Below are 19,220 nucleotides of genomic sequence, written 5' to 3'. Positions count from 1 at the left end.
AATACACGAGAACGGACATAATATGAGTTGGTTATGGGTAGCATGTGGTGGAGCGATTGGTGCAACACTTCGATATATGACCAGTATGTGGTTCATGCAAAATGCAGATCAATTTCCATGGGCAACTTGGATTGTGAATATCTTGGGCTGTGTTCTAGCAGGGGGATTTTTTGCATTCAGTTTACAATATCCTGTATTACAACATGAGGCTCGCCTATTTTTTATGGTTGGCATATTAGGTGGTTTTACCACATTCTCAAGTTTTGGTTTGGAAACTTTTCAATTGATAAAATCTGGGCAATACAATTTGGCACTGATGTATGTTGTGAGTAGTATCATGATTGGACTCTTGGGATTGGTTTTGAGTTTTTCCTTTACTCAATTTTATTTAACCCATAAATAACGATAAGAATAAAAAAAAGCCTAAATTGGAGGAGTAAATTTAGGCTTTAAAATAGTGAGAGTCGAAAATTTTATTATTTACGTTTAAAGCGACCGAAACGCTTATTGAAACTTGCCACACGTCCTTCATTATTAGCTTGACGGACTTCACCAGTATAGAAAGGGTGCGAAGCACTTGAAATATCTAGCGTGACATAGGGGTAAGTTTTCCCTTGATATTCTTTGGTTTGCTTTGACTGAATCGTACTACCGATGATGAAATACTGATCTGCGTTGGTATCATGAAAAAGTACTTCATGGTATTCAGGATGAATATTGGGACGCATGGAAACACTCCGAATTATTTATATAATGTTATAATATAACATAACAATAATAAGGATTGTAAGGTCTTGTTAATTTTTCAAATAGGAACGAGCGTTTCAAACAAATCATTGAGATTGTCATCGACTTTTAAGTTAATCAGATTCCAATAGTGTCCAGAAATCGTACGATTGACCATTAATGTGTCTGGAGAGGGCTTAAATGTATCCCAATACTTAAGTGATTTTTTCACTAAAATGACGCCATCATGATGAGATGAGTTTTCAGCAAAATTGTATTGAGTGGTAAGGGGTCTGAGCAACACTTCTAACCATTGTTTATAAAGTTCCTCAGGGAATTTTCCTGTTTCAGCCAGAGCATCCAATGCGAATAGATGCTGTTCAATCTCTTGGATATTTTCAGCACGACCAGCGCGAACTAATTTTTTAAATCGATCTACCAGTTCAGAAGATAATGTTTTAACACCACCGAAATCATAGATGATGACACTACCGTCGGAGCGAAAAGCAAAATTGCCAGGATGCGGATCACAATGAAAACGTTTTAGATAGAAAATCTGATGACCAAGAGCTTGAATAAGTCGACGACCAATTTCGTTGCGTGTATCAAGCGGCCAAGTGCTTGCGGTTTCAATATTGTCACCTGCTTCTAAGCTCAATGTTAGAACTCGTCTGCTGGAATAATCTTTGAACACTTGTGGGATAATAATTTTAGAATCCAATGCTTGATGGAAGGTTCTAAATACCTCTAAATTCTGCGCTTCAATTTCATAGTTGAGCTCTTCGTGTAAGCTGTCTTGAATTTCTGCAAATAATCGATCTTGTAATTTTTTATCGACTTTTAATACACCCATCAAACGTAAAGCCAAGCGAACTTGTTTTAGATCGCTTTCGCATGCTTCATCTACGCCTGGGTACTGTACTTTCACAACGACTTCTTGGCCATTTTTTAAGGTTGCTTTATGAACTTGCCCAATCGAAGCTGCTGCAAAAGGTTGTTCATCGAATGTTTTAAAAACCTCTAACAGTGGCTGACCAAGTTCTTTTTCTACTTGTTGCTTGATTTGTTGGAAGGGCATCGCAGGGGCTTGACGTTGTAATTTAGCAATAGCCTTCGCGACTTCAGGCGGGAAAATATCTTTATATTGTGATGCAATTTGACCAACTTTCATTACAGCACCTTTCATTTCCCCAAGGGTATCTGCAATTTGAACACCAATGTCTTGAAATAGCTTACTGCGTGCTTCGTTTTTTTTATCATCATCTGCATTAAAGGTGCGGATAGAGTTGGACACGGTTTTAGTAGCAATACTTGCAGTCATACCTGCGAGTTTCATGAAACGACGGCCGGGAGAGCTCGCTTTGTTTGCCATGAGTTGAGAACCTCGATTCATTATTTTCATCTTCTGATTTGATCATAGGCGACAAATCAAAAGATGCATATTTGAAATTGTTAATGAGTTGTAAGTAAATGATTGGCATAAAAAAATAAATCCCGAGCATCCGGGATTTATTGTTCATGATGATTGACTACGCTCAAGTCGCTGATTATTCATATATAAACGTCCGAGTAAGAGTACACAGGCAATACTTAACCCCACGATCAATCCAATCCATACACCCGCAGGGCCAATGTTGGTAAATCTAGAGAGATATACGCCTACAGGGAATGCAATCACCCAATAGGCAAGCATAGTAATCCACATAGGACCCTTTGTATCTTGCATGCCTCTTAGACAACCTGCAGCACTGATTTGCCAAGCGTCCATCAGTTGGTAAGCAACAGCGAATAGCACCAAGTAAACCGCAATTTGAGTCACCAATACATCAGAGGTATACAACGCGACAATTTGATGGCGGAAGACCCACAATAAAACCATGGTCATTACTGCCAGTACAGTACTTGTTGCTAAACCCAACCATTGGACTTTACGCATAGATTGGTAATCCTTTTCACCATAATACGTTCCCACTCGGATGGTAAGTGCGATCGCGAGAGACATCGGGATCATAAATAATTGTGACGTAATGGAGATGGCGATCTGATGCGCTGCTACCGTAATTTCACCCAATGGACTCAATACAATTGCTGCAGTACTGAAAATACTGACTTCAAAGAAGATAGCCAAGCCAATTGGGAAACCTAAAGCAAGGATGCGTTTTAACCAGTAGCGATCAATTTTTTCAAAATGACTAAAGGGTTGGGTTTTTTGATATGCCTGATTATTCAAGATATACAATGCCAACGTGATCAGCATCAGCCACTGTAGAATTGCCGTTGCAAATCCACATCCAGCACTTCCTAATGCAGGAATTGGACCTAGACCATACATAAACACAAAATTAAGCGGAATAAGTACGACTAAGGCCATTAAACTGATCACAGTCACTGGGCGTGGATTACCAATCGCCTCAGAGTATCCTCGTAGTGCAGCAAACATGGTGACTGCTGGCATACCGAATCCAATCGCATGTAAGAATAGACCAGCTTTAGGGTGAAGTGAATCTGGAACGCCAAGAAGGGGAAGGGTATAGGGGAGAATCTGTAAGACTAGACCAGCAATAGTCCCGAGAACTAAGGCTACCCATAATGCTTGTCGTGTAATAGTGGCAATTTTCTCTGGAGTCCGCGCACCGTTCGCTTCAGCAACCAACGGTGTTGTTGCAATCATAATGCCGCTAAATAGCAACATGACAGGAATCCAAAGACCGACCCCGACAGCGATTGCTGCTAAGTCTAATGCAGATAAATGTCCTGCCATAATGGTATCAATCAGTCCTAATCCTGCTTGCGAAAATTGCGTAATCAAGATTGGGATCATGAGATGAAATAGTTTTTTTAATTCATAACTGATGTTGGAAGTTGCAGTCACATTAGACACAAAAATTACTCATCGTTTTTATGTGCTTAGAATGAAGGTTTAGCGTTGTAAAGTGAGAAGCACACCTATAAAAATCACCACGCCACCCAAAATGCGCTGCCAATTAATGGCAATTTTTTCTGTACCTAAAATTCCAAAATGGTCGACTATCATGGACATAACAATCTGTCCAAAAATAATTAATGCCGATAAGGTTAAGAAACCTAATTTAGGTGCGGAATAAATACTAATACTGATGGCATAAACACCTAAAAAACCGCCAAGCCAAAGATGCCAAGGAATTTGTACAATTTCGCTCAATTGTGGTTTTTCAGTCTGTTGAAAAAAAACCAGTATTGCGAGAACTATTGTACCAATCAAAAATGATAAAAGTGCAGCTTGTAATGGAGAATATAAATATTCACGTAATTGTGTGTTAATCGCAGTTTGGAAGGTCATTGCGATTCCGATCCCCAGCGCTAAAGGGATAAAGAATAAAAATTGGCTCGCGACTTTAAACATAAATGCACCCACGTCCTTGTTTTATATTGAGTGTAAAGTAAAAACTGAATCAGTTCTGAGCGTTATGGTGTAGTCATGTTAAAATACGTTTTTTAAGTTTTGAGCTGTACGTTTGGCTACTTTGAATCCACAAGATATTCCATTGTCACTTTATATTCATATGCCGTGGTGTGTGCGTAAATGTCCATATTGCGACTTTAATTCGCATGCAGTACCCAATGGGGCATTGTCCATGGCGTTGGAGAAAGAATATTTACAAGCATTGGTTGAGGATTTCAAAACACAGATAAATTTTGCTCAGGGTCGTCAAATTCATAGCGTGTTCATAGGTGGAGGTACTCCTTCTCTCATTTCTGCTCAAGGGTATCAATGGCTATTTGCTCAGCTAAGCGCTTTGATTCCGTTTGAGGATGATTGTGAAATTACCTTAGAAGCCAACCCGGGAACGGTAGAACATGATCCATTTGCAGATTATTTAAAGGCGGGGATCAATCGGTTGTCTTTAGGTGTCCAAAGCTTTAACTCGAATCATCTTCAAAAACTGGGGCGTATTCATTCCAACCAAGATGCAATTTCAGCAATTGGTTTGGCGAAAGATGCAGGCTTTAAGCGAATTAATGTCGATTTAATGCACGGCTTACCTGAACAAACGCTTGAACAAGCATTACTTGACTTAAAACTTGCCGTGGAGCACGGTGCTACACATATCTCGTGGTATCAGTTAACCATTGAGCCCAATACCGTATTTTTTCGAACTCAACCTATATTGCCTGTCGATGATGTATTAGAAGAAATTCAGGTACAGGGTGAGGCCTATTTAATCGAAAATGGTTTTACTAACTACGAAGTGTCGGCTTGGCGTAAAGAAAAACCTTCAGCACATAATTTAAATTATTGGCAATTTGGCGATTACTTAGCAATTGGTGCTGGTGCGCATGCTAAAGTGACGCTAAGTGATGGTGTATATCGTTACCAAAAAACACGATTACCGAAAGATTATCTAGCGAAAGTCCCTGCAGAGCATTTGCAGTTTAAGAAAATTGAAGCTGATGAAATGCCATTCGAATTTATGATGAATGCACTTCGACTTAATCAAGGTGTACCAACCTCACATTATGAAGCTCGTACAGGTTTATCTTTGCAAACAATCCAAGATCAAGTTCAATCATTGATTGACAGAAAATTAATGGTAGATGATCGAAATCGTTTGTCATGCACTGCTCAAGGACATTTATATTTGAACTCATTGCTTGAGGAGTTTCTGTAAGTTCTATAGTTAAACTCCAATGTAATTTTTAACACTGAAACTGTTAAATCCACATTTATTTCGCTTTTTTACTGTGAAAATAATGATGAGTCTTTTAATGGTTCTCATCACGATAGGTATTAAAAATGAAATTGGTTCTAGTGGCTTCAATCTTGGGATTGGCATTCGTTGGTTGTGCTGATAAAAACAAAAATAGTGATCAAATGTCAGAACAAGAGAGACCAGCGCATTTAAATGCTGAAGCTTCAGCGCCTGTTGATCAAGTTGCTCGTGCTGAAGGTGAACAGGTGATCCATTTTACTGGACCAATGGATTTAACATTAGAGCTAAAAACAAAAGACAATTTTCAGACGGCAGAACTCAGGGATAACTCGGATGCGGTTTATCACTTGAAGAGCGCGGTTGCTGCAAGTGGTGTAAAACTTGCAAATAGAGATGGTATTTCAATTCATTTTAAAAATTTCAATGGTTTGAATGAGGGAACAGTTGAACTCGTGAAAGATAAGCCCATAGAGATTAAAGAGTACCGTGAGCATTAAAATATATGCATTAATTTACAACACCTGATTGGTTGTTCAATCAGGTGCTTTTTTAATTCCTTAATTTGAGCTTTGATCTTCAACATACTTTTTTAAATGATTGGCCATTTCCCACTGAGAACCAATAAAACGATACAGGGCTTCAACTTCTTGTTTTGTCGCGCCTTGAATAAATTGATCGTCTAAAGTTACTTCAATAGTTCGTTCAAATTCTGTGCTATTGGCGTTGATACGATCAAATTCATAGGTAATTTTTGAATGGATTGGGACTTGAGCAAATTGTTCTATGGTTGCGATAACAAACTTCTTATCTTTCTCAAACTCAATCACATGCCATTCATTACTCCAATCTTTTATGCCTGGAATCGGGCTGCTAATAAATTCTTTGAAAGTCGTACCTTTTTGAACACGAATATTCTTAGGCTCAATGGCTTGAGTTGCACCCACATTAATTTTTGGCCAAAGATTCACATTGGTTAAAATATTGAAGACTTCACTCACAGGGCGATGAATAATGACCTCAGCAGATCCACTCGTCGAGTAATTCAAATGCTTTGTTGAATACGTCGTGGTTTTTTGTGATTTTTAATATCCGATTCAGCGAAGCTATTTGTAGCAAGAAAGACTGCACTGAGTAAAGAGAAGGAGATCAATGTCTTATGCATATTATTTTCCTTTTTGTATATTGATAAAAGCTCATTTGGAATATTTATATCGCTTGATCAAGATACCACTGTTGTATTCTTGCTCTAAATGTAATTTCGTATTCTTAAAGTACAATGGTTTATTGAATTAATAAAAAAAGACCGCTTTGGCGGTCTTTTTTTCTATGAAATCTTAGTAATCAAAACTGAAGTGTTCAGCTTCTAAAGACATTAAAGTTTTCGAAGGGTTAACCATAGATTCAGCATGACCTTGGGCACGTGGAAGTAAACGCTCAAAGTAGAAATCTGCAACTTTGATTTTCGCTTTATAAAACTCAGGAGTTTCTTGACCATCACCTGATGCTAACTTCGCTGATGCCACTGCCGCTTGTTGAGCCCAGTAGTATGCCATCATTGCATAACCAGAGAACATTAAGTAATCCACAGAAGCACTTGAAACGATGTCGCGATCTTTGCGTGCAGCAAGCATAATACGTACAGTTAATGCGTTCCATTGTGCACAAATCTTAGTTAAGTCCCAAGCAAAACGGCGCATGTATTTATTGCGTGCGTGCTGGCCACAGAATTTTAAGATTTCAGCTGTATAGTCACGAACGACTTTACCTTTAGAAGATAGCAGTACTTTACGACCGATTAAGTCTAGTGCTTGAACGCCAGTTGTACCTTCGTAAAGCGTTGAAATACGCGCGTCACGAACGATCTGCTCCATACCATGTTCTTTGATATAACCATGGCCACCAAAGACTTGCATACCGTGGTTTGCTGCTTCTAAGCCTAACTCAGTTAAGAAGCCTTTCAAAATTGGTGTGTAGAAACCTAGTTTATCATCGTAATCATCAAACTTCGCTTGATCACCTTGAGCTAAAGCATCAGTCATTTTGTCAGCAAGCTGTGCAGCATGATAGATCATTGCACGGCCACCTTCAGCAATCGCTTTTTGAGTCAAAAGCATACGACGAACATCAGCATGATGGATAATTGAGTCAGCTACTTTTTCAGGCTCTTTTTTACCTGAGAGTGCGCGCATTGACATACGTTCTTTTGCATAAGGTAATGCACCTTGGAATGAAAGTTCTGCATGTGCTAAACCTTGAACAGCAGTTCCGATACGCGCCGTATTCATGAAGGTAAACATTGCGTGTAAGCCTTTGTTGACTTCACCAATCAGATAACCCGTTGCAGCATCAAAGTTCAGTACGGCAGTAGCAGATGCTCTGATCCCCATTTTGTGTTCAATAGAACCGCAAGTCACAGGATTGCGTTCGCCTACACCACCATCAGCAGTTGGGATGAATTTTGGAACGATGAATAATGAAATACCACGCGTACCAGCTGGAGAGTCTGGAAGACGTGCCAACACAATATGAATGATATTTTCAGTTAAATCGTGTTCACCCGCAGAAATAAAGATTTTAGTACCTGTGATAGCATAAGTACCGTCACCTTTAGGCTCAGCTTTAGTTTTAACTTGACCCAAGTCTGTACCACATTGTGGTTCAGTTAAACACATTGTGCCTGACCATGTACCAGCAGTGAGGTGAGGCATGTAGGTGTTTTTCTGTTCTTCAGTACCAAATTGCATGATGGTATTCATACAACCCATACTTAAGCCCGGATACATCGTGAAAGACCAGTTTGCTGTACCCATCATTTCTGATTTGATCAGGTTCAGCGACATAGGCAGTGCTTGACCACCAAACTCTTCAGGATAAGAAAGACCTTGCCAGCCACCTTGTACAAACTGCTCGTAAGCTTCTTTGAAACCTTTAGGCGTTTTGACTTCGCCATCTTTAAAATGACAGCCTTCTTCATCTCCAGACTGATTAAGTGGAGATAATACATTTTCACAGAAATCTGCAGCACCTTCGATAATCATATCGACAGTATCAGAGTCAGCAGCTTCGCCGTTGCTTAGAGTTTTATAGTGCGCAGGATAATCAAAAACTTCGTTCATTAAGAAACGAATATCACGTACGGGCGCTTTATATGCAGGCATTGAACTTTTCCTAATTTGAATAGAGAAAATACTTGTTAGATGATCCGATTATTGACCTACAACACTAAAAAAACATTGATGTAAGTCACGGAAATAAATGTCAGAATTGCGAATTAGTGTTTAGGCTCTTGAATGAATATAAACTGAATTCATTTGTTGTAGTAGGAGTTTATTAGAAAAAATAATATTATTAATACATAAGCTTAGGTTGATTTTGTTGTATGGATGACCATATGTTTAATTTGAATTTATTCAATTTGAATATGCACTAAAAATATGTCACTAAAATCAATTCGAAGAGATTTAATCGATATTCTAGACAGAAAAAAGTGCAATTTAAAAAATTGCACGGTTCACAAGGCACTAAACGTGTGCAAAAACTAAATAAAATCTTTTAATTCTGGACGCACACCATTCCAAATCGCGAATGATTCAATCGCTTGTCCAACGAGCATTCCAAATCCTTCTGCAGTCGGAATTCCACGCTTTTTCGCTTGATCAAGGAAAGTTGAAGGTTTGCCATAGGCCATTTCATAGGCATATTTGAATTTTAACTGTTGAGGTAGATTGATTGCATCGCCAGATAAGCTTGCCGAGGTAGCATTAATAACAATATCAAATTCACCTGCTATGTGATCAAGACCACAAGCGTTTAGCTCTAGATCTGGGACAGCAGGTTGTAAGTCCTGAATCAATTGCTCTGCGCGAGCAACCGTTCGATTAGCAATCATGATTTTATTTACACCAGCTTTATGCAGTGGATAAATCACGCCACGTGTTGCACCACCTGCGCCTAAAATAAGCACGCTTGCTTGCTCAAGAGGCCAATTTAAATGTTGAATGGCTGCAACAAGTCCTTGGCCATCGGTATTGTCGCCATGCAATACACCATCTTTCATCCATAGTGTATTTACTGCTTTTGCAATTTTGGCACGTTCAGTGAGTACATCACATTGTGCAAAAGCTTGTTCTTTAAACGGCACCGTGACATTCAGACCAATACCACCAGCCTTAAAAAATTCATTGATACTCTGTGTAAAACCATCGAGAGGAGCAAGGCGTTTGCTATATTCAAGGATCACCCCAGTCTTTTGTGCGAACGCATGATGAAGCTCTGGAGATCGAGATTGTTCAATGGGATTTCCAATTACGGCAAATTGTTTGCGCATTGCTCTAATTCCTGATGAAGAAGTGGCAAACAATATACGTCAAATGCAGAAAGTTCCCAATATGAACATATTCAATGAAGTGTATTAATGACTTGGGTTACAAATTTCAAATAGGGTATGAAGTAAAATATGCGCAATGTTGAGCAGTAGACCAACAGCTGCAAACACCATCAAGCTAAAACCAAAGCTATCATTGAGTAGTGTTTCTGAAAATATAGTGGTACTGATTGCACTCAAAAGAGCAATAACCAGTGTCCAAAATACGACAACACGTGCGCGAATAGAGTTGTGTTGCATATCGATTCCTTATGCAGAAGTAAAAACTTCCATGAGTAATACAAGTAAGAATTGATTGTACAGTACTTTGCTTAAATTAAACTTAAGAGGTGTGTCAGAAGTGTGACAAAATTTAATCAATTTTATCTATTGTGCCTTTTTTTTTAAGAGAATGTAATGGAATTATTCAATTTCGTTAGACAATGGGATGAATATATTGCTCAACAAAAAAGCCCTGTTTTAACAGGGCGAGTGATTTACATTTAATGCAGTTCAGCGAGCCAATCTCTCGGTTTTAAATAGTAGTCGGTTAATTTTTTTTCAGCAGAGCCTTCATCCCATTCAGGTCTGTATTTCCAACCCGTTAATGGAGGAAGACTTACTAAAATAGACTCAATTCGACCGCCAGTTTGTAATCCAAATAACGTCCCTCGATCGTAAACTAAGTTATATTCCACATAGCGCCCACGACGATACAATTGGAAATCGCGTTGAGCTTCACTATAGGGTTTATCTTGATTACGTTGGAAGATTGGTAGAATCGCATTGAGATATCCATTGCCTACAGCTTGCATGTATTTAAAACAAGTTTCGAAATCCCACTGATTTAAGTCATCAAAAAATAACCCACCGACACCACGTTGTTCATCACGATGCTTCAAATAAAAATAATCATCACACCATTTTTTATGATCTTGGTAGACATGATCGCCAAAAGGTGCACAAAGATCGTGCGCAGTTTGATGCCATGATTTAACATCTTCATCATTCGGATAAAATGGCGTTAAATCAAAACCGCCGCCAAACCACCAAATAGGATCTTGTCCTTCTTTTTCTGCGACAAATAGTCTTACGTTGGCATGTGAGGTCGGCACATTTGGATTTCTAGGATGGATCACTAAAGAAACCCCCATGGCTTGTGCTTGTGCGCCAGCTATATGTGGGTGCCGTTCGGTAGCAGATGCTGGTAACTTTGAGATATTGATGTGCGAGAACATCACACCACCTTTTTCGATCACTGTACCATCTTGCAATACGCGTGATCTGCCACCACCACCTTCGGGACGTTCCCAATCATCGATCTCAAATTGGGCATTACCGCCACCTTGTTGTTCTTGTTGTTCAAGCGCAGCACAAATTCGAGTTTGTAAGTCGAGTAAAAATTCACGAACACGTTGAATATCTGCAGAAGTCGGGTGTGACATACCAAGCCTCTTGGGCAATGAAAAACTAGCTACATCAAAACATAAATTGTATGAAAGATTAAGGTGATTTTATCGATATAGCAGATCGAGATTTAAGTTTAGTCAGGGTAAACGTACTTTGTGATTTGAATTTGCTTATGAATCCTGATCAAGATACTAGGTTGAATTAAAAGAATAAGCTCCTCAAAATAGGACGACTGAAAGCAGTTAAGCTTTTAATATGTGGTGATTTTAAAGGTGGGGATATGTTCGAAAACGTTGTTTCACTGGTGCAAAAATATAATGTTCCAGGTCCTCGATATACGAGCTATCCCACAGTTCCGTATTGGGAGCAGTCGACTTTTGATCGAGTACTATGGCAGCAAAAACTAAAAATACGTTTTGATAAATCGAATAGCCAACATGGTATTAGCCTTTACATTCACTTACCTTTTTGCGAGTCCTTATGTACTTTTTGTGGATGTCATAAAAAAATCACTAAAAAACATGAAATGGAACAGCCCTATATTTTGGCTCTGTTAAAAGAATGGAAATTGTATTGTGAGTTATTTGTAGAGCGTCCTTTGATTAAAGAGATACATCTAGGCGGAGGGACACCTACATTTTTTTCTCCTCAGCATCTTAAACAGTTGATTGATGGGCTTTTAGCGTTATCAGCAGTAGCTGAAGATCATCAATTTAGTTTTGAAGGACATCCTAATAATACTTCCTACGAACATTTAAAGACGCTGTTTGAATTGGGTTTTAGACGCGTTAGCTTTGGTGTGCAGGATTATAATGAAACCGTGCAGAAAGCGATCCACCGAATTCAACCTATTGAACACGTAAAGCAGGTTACAGAATGGGCGCGTGAAATTGGTTATACGTCTATTTCGCATGATTTGGTCTACGGGCTGCCCTTTCAATATTTAGATGATGTTTTAAACACAATTGATCAAACCATTCAAATTAAGCCAGATCGTTTAGCCTTTTACAGTTATGCACATGTACCATGGATCAAAGGTAATGGGCAACGTGGTTTTAAAGACCATGATGTTCCGCGCGATGAAGAGAAAAGACAGTGTTATGAGCAAGGAAAACAAAAATTATTGTCTGCTGGATATCATGAAATAGGGATGGATCATTTTGCGCTTGAGCATGATGATATGTATCAGGTATTTCAAGCCCAACAATTACATCGTAATTTTATGGGATATACCGTTTCAAAAACAGAAGTGATGATTGGCTTAGGGATGTCAGCTATTGGCGATTGTTGGCAAGGTTTTGCCCAAAATGAAAAGACGCTTGAAAATTATTATGCTCGATTAGAACAAAATGAAATTCCAGTTTTTAAAGGTCATCTTTTAACAGAAGAAGATTTGAAAATCAGAAAACACATTTTAAATCTCATGTGCCACTTTGAGACGAATTGGCAAGGTGACATGGATTTTGCACAGCGACCACAAGTTTTAGAAGATTTAGCTGAAATGCAAAATGACCAACTTGTGAAGATGAGTGAATATGGATTGAAGGTAACGGAAGCTGGAAAACCATTTGTACGAAATATCTGTATGGCTTTCGATTTAAGGTTAAAAAGAAACAAACCTGAAAATCGGATATTTTCGATGACGATATAGTCATCTTCACAAATTAGATTGAGTCTAAGTGAAAAAATACCCCTAAGCATTGGGGTATTTTTTTACAACGATTAAATTATGCTGTAGTTAAAAATCATCCTTTTGATACATATGTGACATGCGCTCATGTTTGGTTTTTAAGTATTCTTCATTGAATTTATTCAAACCGACCGTTAACGGGACACGATCAACCACATCAATTCCTAAATCAGTTAAAGCTTTAATTTTGAGAGGATTATTCGTAACCAGTTTGACTTTTTTCACTTGTAAGTGATCCAGCATGATACTGCACATATCGTATTTACGCGCATCAGCGGGTAAGTTGAGCATCAGGTTGGCATCCACTGTGTCATGTCCTTGATCTTGCAAGGCATAAGCACGAATTTTATTGGTTAAACCAATACCACGACCTTCTTGACGTAAATATAAAATTACGCCTTGTCCTGCTTCGTTAATCAGTTTTTGAGTTGCTTGAAGTTGTGGGCCACAATCACATTTTAATGAAGCAAAAGCATCACCTGTTAAACATTCGGAATGGATTCGTACCAAGACAGGAGAGGTGGGTGCTGTATCTAATCCTTTTGACAATGCTACGTGTTCTTCACCTGTTTTAGGATCTTGAAAAACAGTGATTTTAAAATCACCAAAGGCAGTGGGTAATTTAGATGTGGCAACAAACTCTATAGGCACAGCGACTTCCATTACATGTTCATAATTTGGCTAAAGTATAGCTGAATGATCAGACCATAGTTGAGTATCATTGTGCAAATTTACACAGAAGATTTCCTTTTTTTTGCAAAGCACAAGATAATAGTTGATAAGTAGCATCGATATTCAGGATAATCTAGCTACCTAACAACGCCCGTTTAGCGAAAGCTCAACACTGGACCAATATAAATGTGGTTGATTTAAGGTGTTTTTTTTCGATTTCTCGATCAATAAGAAGAATCGAGCTAACCCATTTACCTAGCTTAGGATTTGCCAGGCTTTAGAAGGCATTGCCACATATGTTGTATACCGAAATACCTAGTCAACGTCCTGTTACGCCTTTGTTGGATGCGATTGATCATCCAATGCAATTGCGTCAACTAGCCAAAGAACAATTGAGTCAAGTGTCGGACGAGCTACGTCAATTTATTTTGTATGCTGCTGGACAAAGTGGTGGGCATTTCGGTGCCAATCTGGGTGTAATCGAATTAACTGTTGCTTTGCATTATTGTTTCAATACACCACATGATCGTCTTATTTGGGATGTGGGTCATCAAGCATATCCACATAAAGCTTTGACTGGACGTCGTGAGCAACTAACAACAATTCGTGCAAAAAATGGCTTAGCGGCGTTCCCCGCTCGTGAAGAGTCTGAGTTTGATACTTTTGGTGTGGGCCACTCATCAACTGCTATTTCAGCGGGTTTGGGAATGGCTTTAGCTCGTCGTTATCAAAAAGATCCTTGTGAAGTGGTTGCAATTATCGGTGATGGTGCAATGACAGCAGGGATGGCATTCGAAGCCATGAATGATGCTGTTGCACATAATGCTGATCTCATGGTGGTACTGAACGATAATGATATGTCGATTTCATGTAGCACGGGTGGTTTTGCAAAACATTTGGCTGCTATTTGGGAAAAAGGGCAATCTGTACACATTGATGAGCAGGGTAATCCATTTATTCGGGATTATCCTGAGTGGGACTACACTTCACGCTTACATTGTGCTGCTACAGAGGCTGCAGATAACTTATTTAAAGCGATTGGATTTGACTATTTTGGTCCATTCGATGGTCATAATGTCGATGAACTTGTTAATGTATTTAGTGCCTTAAAAAAACGTAAGGGGCCGCGCTTAATTCATATCTATACCAAGAAAGGTAAGGGCTTCGCACCTGCTGAAGTAGATCAAATAAAATATCACGCAATTGCTAAATTAAATGCTGCATCAGCTTCAACAAAAGCACCCAAATATTCTGATGTTTTTGGGCAATGGTTGTGTGATGAAGCCCAGTTGGATGATAAGTTGTTAGCCATTACACCTGCCATGTGTGAAGGTTCAGGTATGGTGCAATTCGCCAAACAATATCCTGATCGTTACTTTGATGTGGCAATTGCAGAACAACATGCAGTGACCTTAGCTGCTGGTATGGCATGTGAAGGTTTAAAACCAGTAGTGGCAATTTATTCAACCTTCTTACAGCGTGGTTATGATCAGCTCATTCATGATGTGGCATTACAAAACCTTGATGTCACATTTGGTATCGATCGTGCAGGTTTAGTAGGTGAGGATGGACCAACTCATGCTGGTGCATATGATTACGCATTTATGCGTACAGTTCCGAATATCGTGATTATGGCACCAAAAGATGAAAATGAATGCCGTCAAATGCTACATACCGCTTATTTGCACCCGGGTCCTGCTGCAGTACGTTATCCACGCGGAAATGGTTTAGGTGTTGAAATTCAAAAAGAACTGACAGCGCTTGAAATTGGTAAAGCTGAGTTAACTTTGGAGCTGAATGTAAAAGCCGAAGAAGTGATTACTATTTTAGCTTTCGGTAGCCGCGTGAGTGTTGCAGAAAATGCTGCTCAGCTTTTAGTTGATCAATTGGATGTTGCAGTACGCGTTTTGAATATGCGTTTTGTTAAACCCCTAGATGGTCAAATCATTCGACAATATGCAGATCAAACCCAACTTTTTGTAACGGTTGAAGAGCATGCAGTCATGGGTGGTGCTGGAAGTGCTGTGAATGAATTTATAATGGCCGAACACATTCTCAAGCCAGTTTTGAACATAGGCTTACCTGATCAATTCTTAGCACAAGCCAGTCATGGTGAGATGCTTAAAGATTGTGGATTGGATGCAGAAGGTATCCAATCTTCAATTCAACAAGCTTGGTTAAAGCTTGTACAGGTGGTTTAAATACAAGTCATAAAATTTTAGAAACATTTTTTACCTAAAAGCGCCGATATTTGATAAAATGTCGGCGCTTTTATGCATTATTCTTTATCAGTATCTTCAAATTTGTAGTGGGTGTTCAATGGAACCTATGGTGGTGATGGCTGCGCGTGCGGCTCAAACAGTTGGTCAAGAGCTTTTAAAAGCGCATCAGAATCGTCATAAACTTGATCTGCAAGTTGAAGAAAAAGGTATCGAAGGTCCTGTGACTCGCGTTGATCGCTATGTTGAAGAATTGACGATCGATATCTTGCGCAAAAGCTATAAAAATCACAGCTTCCTTGGTGAAGAGTTTGGTATGCAAGAAGGTAAAGGTCACGATGCTGATTGGTGTTGGGTGATCGATCCTTTAGATGGTACTTTAAACTTCATTAATGGTGTCCCACACTTCTGTATTTCTATTGCAGTTCAACACAAAGGCGTGACTCAACACGGTGTTGTGTATGACCCAATCAAAGATGAATTGTTCTCTGCGAGTCGCGGTCGCGGTGCAATGATGAACCAACGTCGTATTCGTGTGAATGTAAAAGATAGTTTAGATCGTACATTCTTGGCTGTTGGTCATGCATATCGTGCTAAACGCGATGGCGAAGTAGTTTCTTATGCAAAAAATCACTTCGATTCTTTGTTGGCAGTATCTGAGCAAGGTGCTCAATTCCGCCGTTTAGGTTCAGCAGCACTCGACTTAGCTTATGTTGCTGCTGGTCGTTACGATGGTTATTTCGAACTTGGTTTGAAACCATGGGATATTGCAGCGGGTGAACTAATTGTAAAAGAAGCTGGTGGTACAGTAGTTGATGCGCGCGGTGGTTCAAATTCAATGGAAAATGGTCAAGTCTTGGCTTGTTCTATGAAATTATTGAAACCATTGATGCAAGCAGTTGTCCCAGCTTGGGGTGCTGCTGCTAAATAAGCAGATCAAATTTATGAAAGCTCCCTAACTGGGAGCTTTTTTATGTCCAAAACATGATAAATCTGAATATTTGTACTTGAATGCACCAAAAAGCAATTAAACTTAATGACATTATAAAAAAATCTGTTATACTCCGCGCACGCACTAAATTTCGTTCATTACCTGAACATTTCTCTTCTATATTGTGTATGCGCGTCCGGTCCAAAGAGAGGACATTATTTCGCGCCCCACCCAATCGCTAAAAGCGATTCCTTCAGGTTCAGGCTGTAATCATGTGTGCGTTATACGCATCGTCGTTCTCGGATCGCCGCTGATTCTATATTTTCAGCGATTATTGCTGTACCGCTTTTTGCCGATGTCCATCAGACTTTATTTAATGGAGCACCCAATTTTCGGGTGAAAAACTCTATGAGCAAAACTTTTGCTGATTTTCCACTACACGAATCACTTCAACAAGCATTACAAGCATTAGGCTTTACATCGCCTACTCCTGTTCAGGAACAATCAATTCCTGCTGCTTTAGATGGTAAAGATCTTTTAGTATCAAGCCAAACAGGTTCTGGTAAAACTGCTGCATTCTTATTACCTACACTTCACGCTTTAGCGGGTAGTGAAGATACGTTGCTTTCTTTCAAAGAGCGTATGCGTGCTGTAACTGCACCTACAATTTTAGTACTTTGCCCTACACGTGAATTGGCTCAACAGGTGAGCCAAGATGCGATTGCATTTGTACGTCACATGAAAGGTGTTCGTATTGCTGCGATTATGGGTGGTATGCCTTTTGGTAAACAAATCCAACAATTAAAAGGTGCACAAGTTGTTGTGGCGACTCCAGGTCGTTTACTTGATCTAGTAAACCGTCGTCAAATCAAATTGGACAAAGTTAAATCATTAATCGTAGATGAAGCAGACCGTATGCTTGATCTTGGTTTCTCTGAAGATTTAGAGGCGATCAGTGATTTAGCGGGTAACCGTGATCAAACATTAATGTTCTCTGCGACGTTCGCACCACGTATTATTACGTTGGCAGAACGTATGATGAATGAGCCAGAACGTATTGCGATTGAAACTGGTCACACGACGAATACTGACATCACTCAGACTCTACATTGGACTGATGGTTTTGAGCACAAGAAAAAGCTTTTAACACATTGGTTAAATGAAGAAGATCTTGATCAAGCTGTTGTATTTGCTTCTACACAAGAAGATACAGATATGCTTGCAGAAGAACTGTCTGAAGCTGGTCTTTCAGTTGTAGCACTTCATGGTGCAATGCCACAGACTGTACGTAACCGTCGTTTGCGCAGCATCCGTGAAGGTCGCGCAAAAATTTTAGTTGCAACTGATGTTGCAGCACGTGGTCTAGATGTACCAACAATTTCACACGTGATTAACTTTGGTCTTCCAATGAAGAACGAAGATTATGTACACCGTATTGGTCGTACAGGTCGTGCAGGTCGTACTGGTAAAGCAATCACATTAGCGACTTACCGTGAACGTGGTAAAATTCGTGCTTTAGAAGACTACTTAGATGCACGTCTAGAAGTTTCTGAAATTGAAGGTCTTGAGCCATCTCCACCTCCAGCACGCGGTAGTCGTGATGGCGCTGGTCGCGGTCGTGGCCGTGGTGGTGAAGGCCGTGGCCGTGGTGGTTTCGGTGGTGGTCGTCGTTTTGAAGGTGAATCAAACTTCAAACGTCGCGAAGGTAACCGTGATGGCGAACGCCGTTCGTTTGGTGAAGATCGTCCACGTCGTGAATTCAATGGTGAGGATCGTCCACGTCGCGAGTTTAACAACGATCGTCCACGTCGTGAATTTAATGCCGAAGATCGTCCGCGTCGCGAGTTCAACAACGATCGTCCACGTCGTGAATTCAATGGTGAAGATCGTCCACGTCGCGAGTTTAACAATGACCGTCCACGTCGTGAGTTTAATGGCGAAGATCGTCCACGTCGCGATTTCGGTGACCGTCCGCAACGTTCATTTGATGATCGTCCAAAGCGTGATTTCGGTGATCGCCCTCGTTCTAACGATGACAATCGTGGTAACCGTGTAGATTATAAACCTCGTGAAAACAGTTTTGGTGACCGTCCAAAACGTGATTTCGGTGACCGTCCAGCACGTCGTGAAGGTGGTTTTGATCGTCCAAAACGTACATTTGGTGATGACCGCCCAAAGCGTGAATTCAATAGCGATCGCCCACGTCGTAAATTTAACGACTAATCGGTATAGCTAAATAAACCAGCCTTCGGGCTGGTTTTTTATTGCTCATATCAAAAAATCTGTTAGAATAAAAGTGAATAATTTCACATTATTTATGGTAAATGTAAAATATGAATAATAAGATTATAATGATTGAGACGAAGCAAATGAATGTTGGTGCAATCATGATGTACGTGTTCTTTTTATTGGTATTACTTAATCTTGCCTATTACTTTTTTAGTATCACATTATAAATTTATAAAAAAGAATAATTTCAAATCATTGTTTCATAAATAAAACACATCTTTCTATAAGC

The 19,220-nt window shown here is 39.6% G+C and carries 17 protein-coding genes; 7 read left to right on the top strand and 10 right to left on the bottom strand.

Translation table 11 applies throughout. The features are described from left to right. The first annotated feature begins 22 nt into the window (after positions 1–22). Positions 23–403 (top strand): fluoride efflux transporter CrcB, encoded by a 381-nt coding sequence (gene crcB, locus AC1M9L_RS10445; RefSeq protein WP_481586767.1) that lies wholly within the window; start codon positions 23–25, stop codon positions 401–403. A gap of 73 nt (positions 404–476) precedes the next feature. Here the strand turns inward: crcB and AC1M9L_RS10440 are convergent, their stop codons facing one another. The 4 genes from AC1M9L_RS10440 to AC1M9L_RS10425 all read right to left on the bottom strand — a co-directional run bounded on the left by AC1M9L_RS10440 (position 477) and on the right by AC1M9L_RS10425 (position 4,108). Beyond that, positions 477–728, bottom strand: a complete 252-nt coding sequence (locus AC1M9L_RS10440; RefSeq protein WP_035264993.1) for a type B 50S ribosomal protein L31 — start codon at positions 726–728, stop codon at positions 477–479. Between the two features lie 77 nt (positions 729–805). Continuing rightward, the gene (locus AC1M9L_RS10435; RefSeq protein WP_481592060.1) at positions 806–2,098 is read right to left on the bottom strand and encodes an ABC1 kinase family protein; all 1,293 of its coding nucleotides are present in this window, start codon (positions 2,096–2,098) and stop codon (positions 806–808) included. 144 nt (positions 2,099–2,242) lie between these two features. Next, positions 2,243–3,547: an MATE family efflux transporter gene (locus tag AC1M9L_RS10430; RefSeq protein ID WP_481592073.1), complete on the bottom strand. Its 1,305-nt coding sequence runs from the start codon at positions 3,545–3,547 to the stop codon at positions 2,243–2,245. 99 nt (positions 3,548–3,646) lie between these two features. Further along, complete coding sequence (locus AC1M9L_RS10425; RefSeq protein ID WP_035264998.1) at positions 3,647–4,108, bottom strand: DMT family transporter; 462 nt, start codon at positions 4,106–4,108, stop codon at positions 3,647–3,649. Between the two features lie 112 nt (positions 4,109–4,220). Here AC1M9L_RS10425 and hemW point away from each other — a divergent pair, with 112 nt between their 5' ends. Together hemW and AC1M9L_RS10415 are read left to right on the top strand one after the other, a co-directional pair. Continuing rightward, entirely contained in the window at positions 4,221–5,375 is a 1,155-nt protein-coding gene (gene hemW / locus AC1M9L_RS10420; RefSeq protein ID WP_481592059.1) for a radical SAM family heme chaperone HemW, read from the top strand. A 125-nt stretch (positions 5,376–5,500) separates the two neighbouring features. Beyond that, positions 5,501–5,914 carry a hypothetical protein gene (locus tag AC1M9L_RS10415; protein WP_481592058.1) on the top strand — a complete coding sequence of 138 codons (414 nt, stop codon included), beginning with the start codon at positions 5,501–5,503 and terminating at the stop codon, positions 5,912–5,914. A 60-nt stretch (positions 5,915–5,974) separates the two neighbouring features. Here AC1M9L_RS10415 and AC1M9L_RS10410 read toward each other — a convergent pair whose 3' ends face one another. From AC1M9L_RS10410 to hemF, 5 genes are all read right to left on the bottom strand, one after another. Beyond that, entirely contained in the window at positions 5,975–6,463 is a 489-nt protein-coding gene (locus tag AC1M9L_RS10410) for an SRPBCC family protein (protein WP_481592057.1), read from the bottom strand. A 288-nt stretch (positions 6,464–6,751) separates the two neighbouring features. Then, positions 6,752–8,575, bottom strand: coding sequence for an acyl-CoA dehydrogenase C-terminal domain-containing protein (locus AC1M9L_RS10405; RefSeq protein ID WP_481592056.1), 1,824 nt, complete (start codon positions 8,573–8,575; stop codon positions 6,752–6,754). A gap of 380 nt (positions 8,576–8,955) precedes the next feature. Continuing rightward, positions 8,956–9,744 carry a shikimate dehydrogenase gene (aroE, locus tag AC1M9L_RS10400; protein ID WP_481592055.1) on the bottom strand — a complete coding sequence of 263 codons (789 nt, stop codon included), beginning with the start codon at positions 9,742–9,744 and terminating at the stop codon, positions 8,956–8,958. 84 nt (positions 9,745–9,828) lie between these two features. After that, entirely contained in the window at positions 9,829–10,041 is a 213-nt protein-coding gene (locus tag AC1M9L_RS10395; protein WP_035265018.1) for a hypothetical protein, read from the bottom strand. A gap of 242 nt (positions 10,042–10,283) precedes the next feature. Beyond that, positions 10,284–11,225, bottom strand: coding sequence for an oxygen-dependent coproporphyrinogen oxidase (gene hemF / locus AC1M9L_RS10390; RefSeq protein WP_035265021.1), 942 nt, complete (start codon positions 11,223–11,225; stop codon positions 10,284–10,286). A gap of 245 nt (positions 11,226–11,470) precedes the next feature. On the opposite strand from hemF, the gene hemN reads away from it, so the two are divergent. Then, entirely contained in the window at positions 11,471–12,841 is a 1,371-nt protein-coding gene (gene hemN, locus AC1M9L_RS10385) for an oxygen-independent coproporphyrinogen III oxidase (RefSeq protein ID WP_481592054.1), read from the top strand. Positions 12,842–12,928: 87 nt separating this feature from the next. Here hemN and ribA read toward each other — a convergent pair whose 3' ends face one another. Next, positions 12,929–13,531, bottom strand: coding sequence for a GTP cyclohydrolase II (gene ribA, locus AC1M9L_RS10380; protein ID WP_180028265.1), 603 nt, complete (start codon positions 13,529–13,531; stop codon positions 12,929–12,931). A 317-nt stretch (positions 13,532–13,848) separates the two neighbouring features. Between ribA and dxs the strand changes: the two genes are divergently transcribed. From dxs to AC1M9L_RS10365, 3 genes are all read left to right on the top strand, one after another. Continuing rightward, a complete protein-coding gene (dxs, locus tag AC1M9L_RS10375; RefSeq protein ID WP_481592053.1) occupies positions 13,849–15,753 on the top strand; it encodes a 1-deoxy-D-xylulose-5-phosphate synthase in 1,905 nt (634 codons plus the stop codon). A 118-nt stretch (positions 15,754–15,871) separates the two neighbouring features. After that, positions 15,872–16,702 carry an inositol monophosphatase family protein gene (locus tag AC1M9L_RS10370; protein WP_035265030.1) on the top strand — a complete coding sequence of 277 codons (831 nt, stop codon included), beginning with the start codon at positions 15,872–15,874 and terminating at the stop codon, positions 16,700–16,702. Positions 16,703–17,110: 408 nt separating this feature from the next. Then, positions 17,111–18,925: a DEAD/DEAH box helicase gene (locus AC1M9L_RS10365; protein ID WP_481592072.1), complete on the top strand. Its 1,815-nt coding sequence runs from the start codon at positions 17,111–17,113 to the stop codon at positions 18,923–18,925. Positions 18,926–19,220 lie beyond the last annotated feature (295 nt).

The sequence above is a fragment of the Acinetobacter sp. ANC_7511 genome (assembly GCF_056779975.1).
Note: the sequence above shows the minus strand (reverse complement) of the source record. Positions and strands in the feature narration are given on the sequence as shown.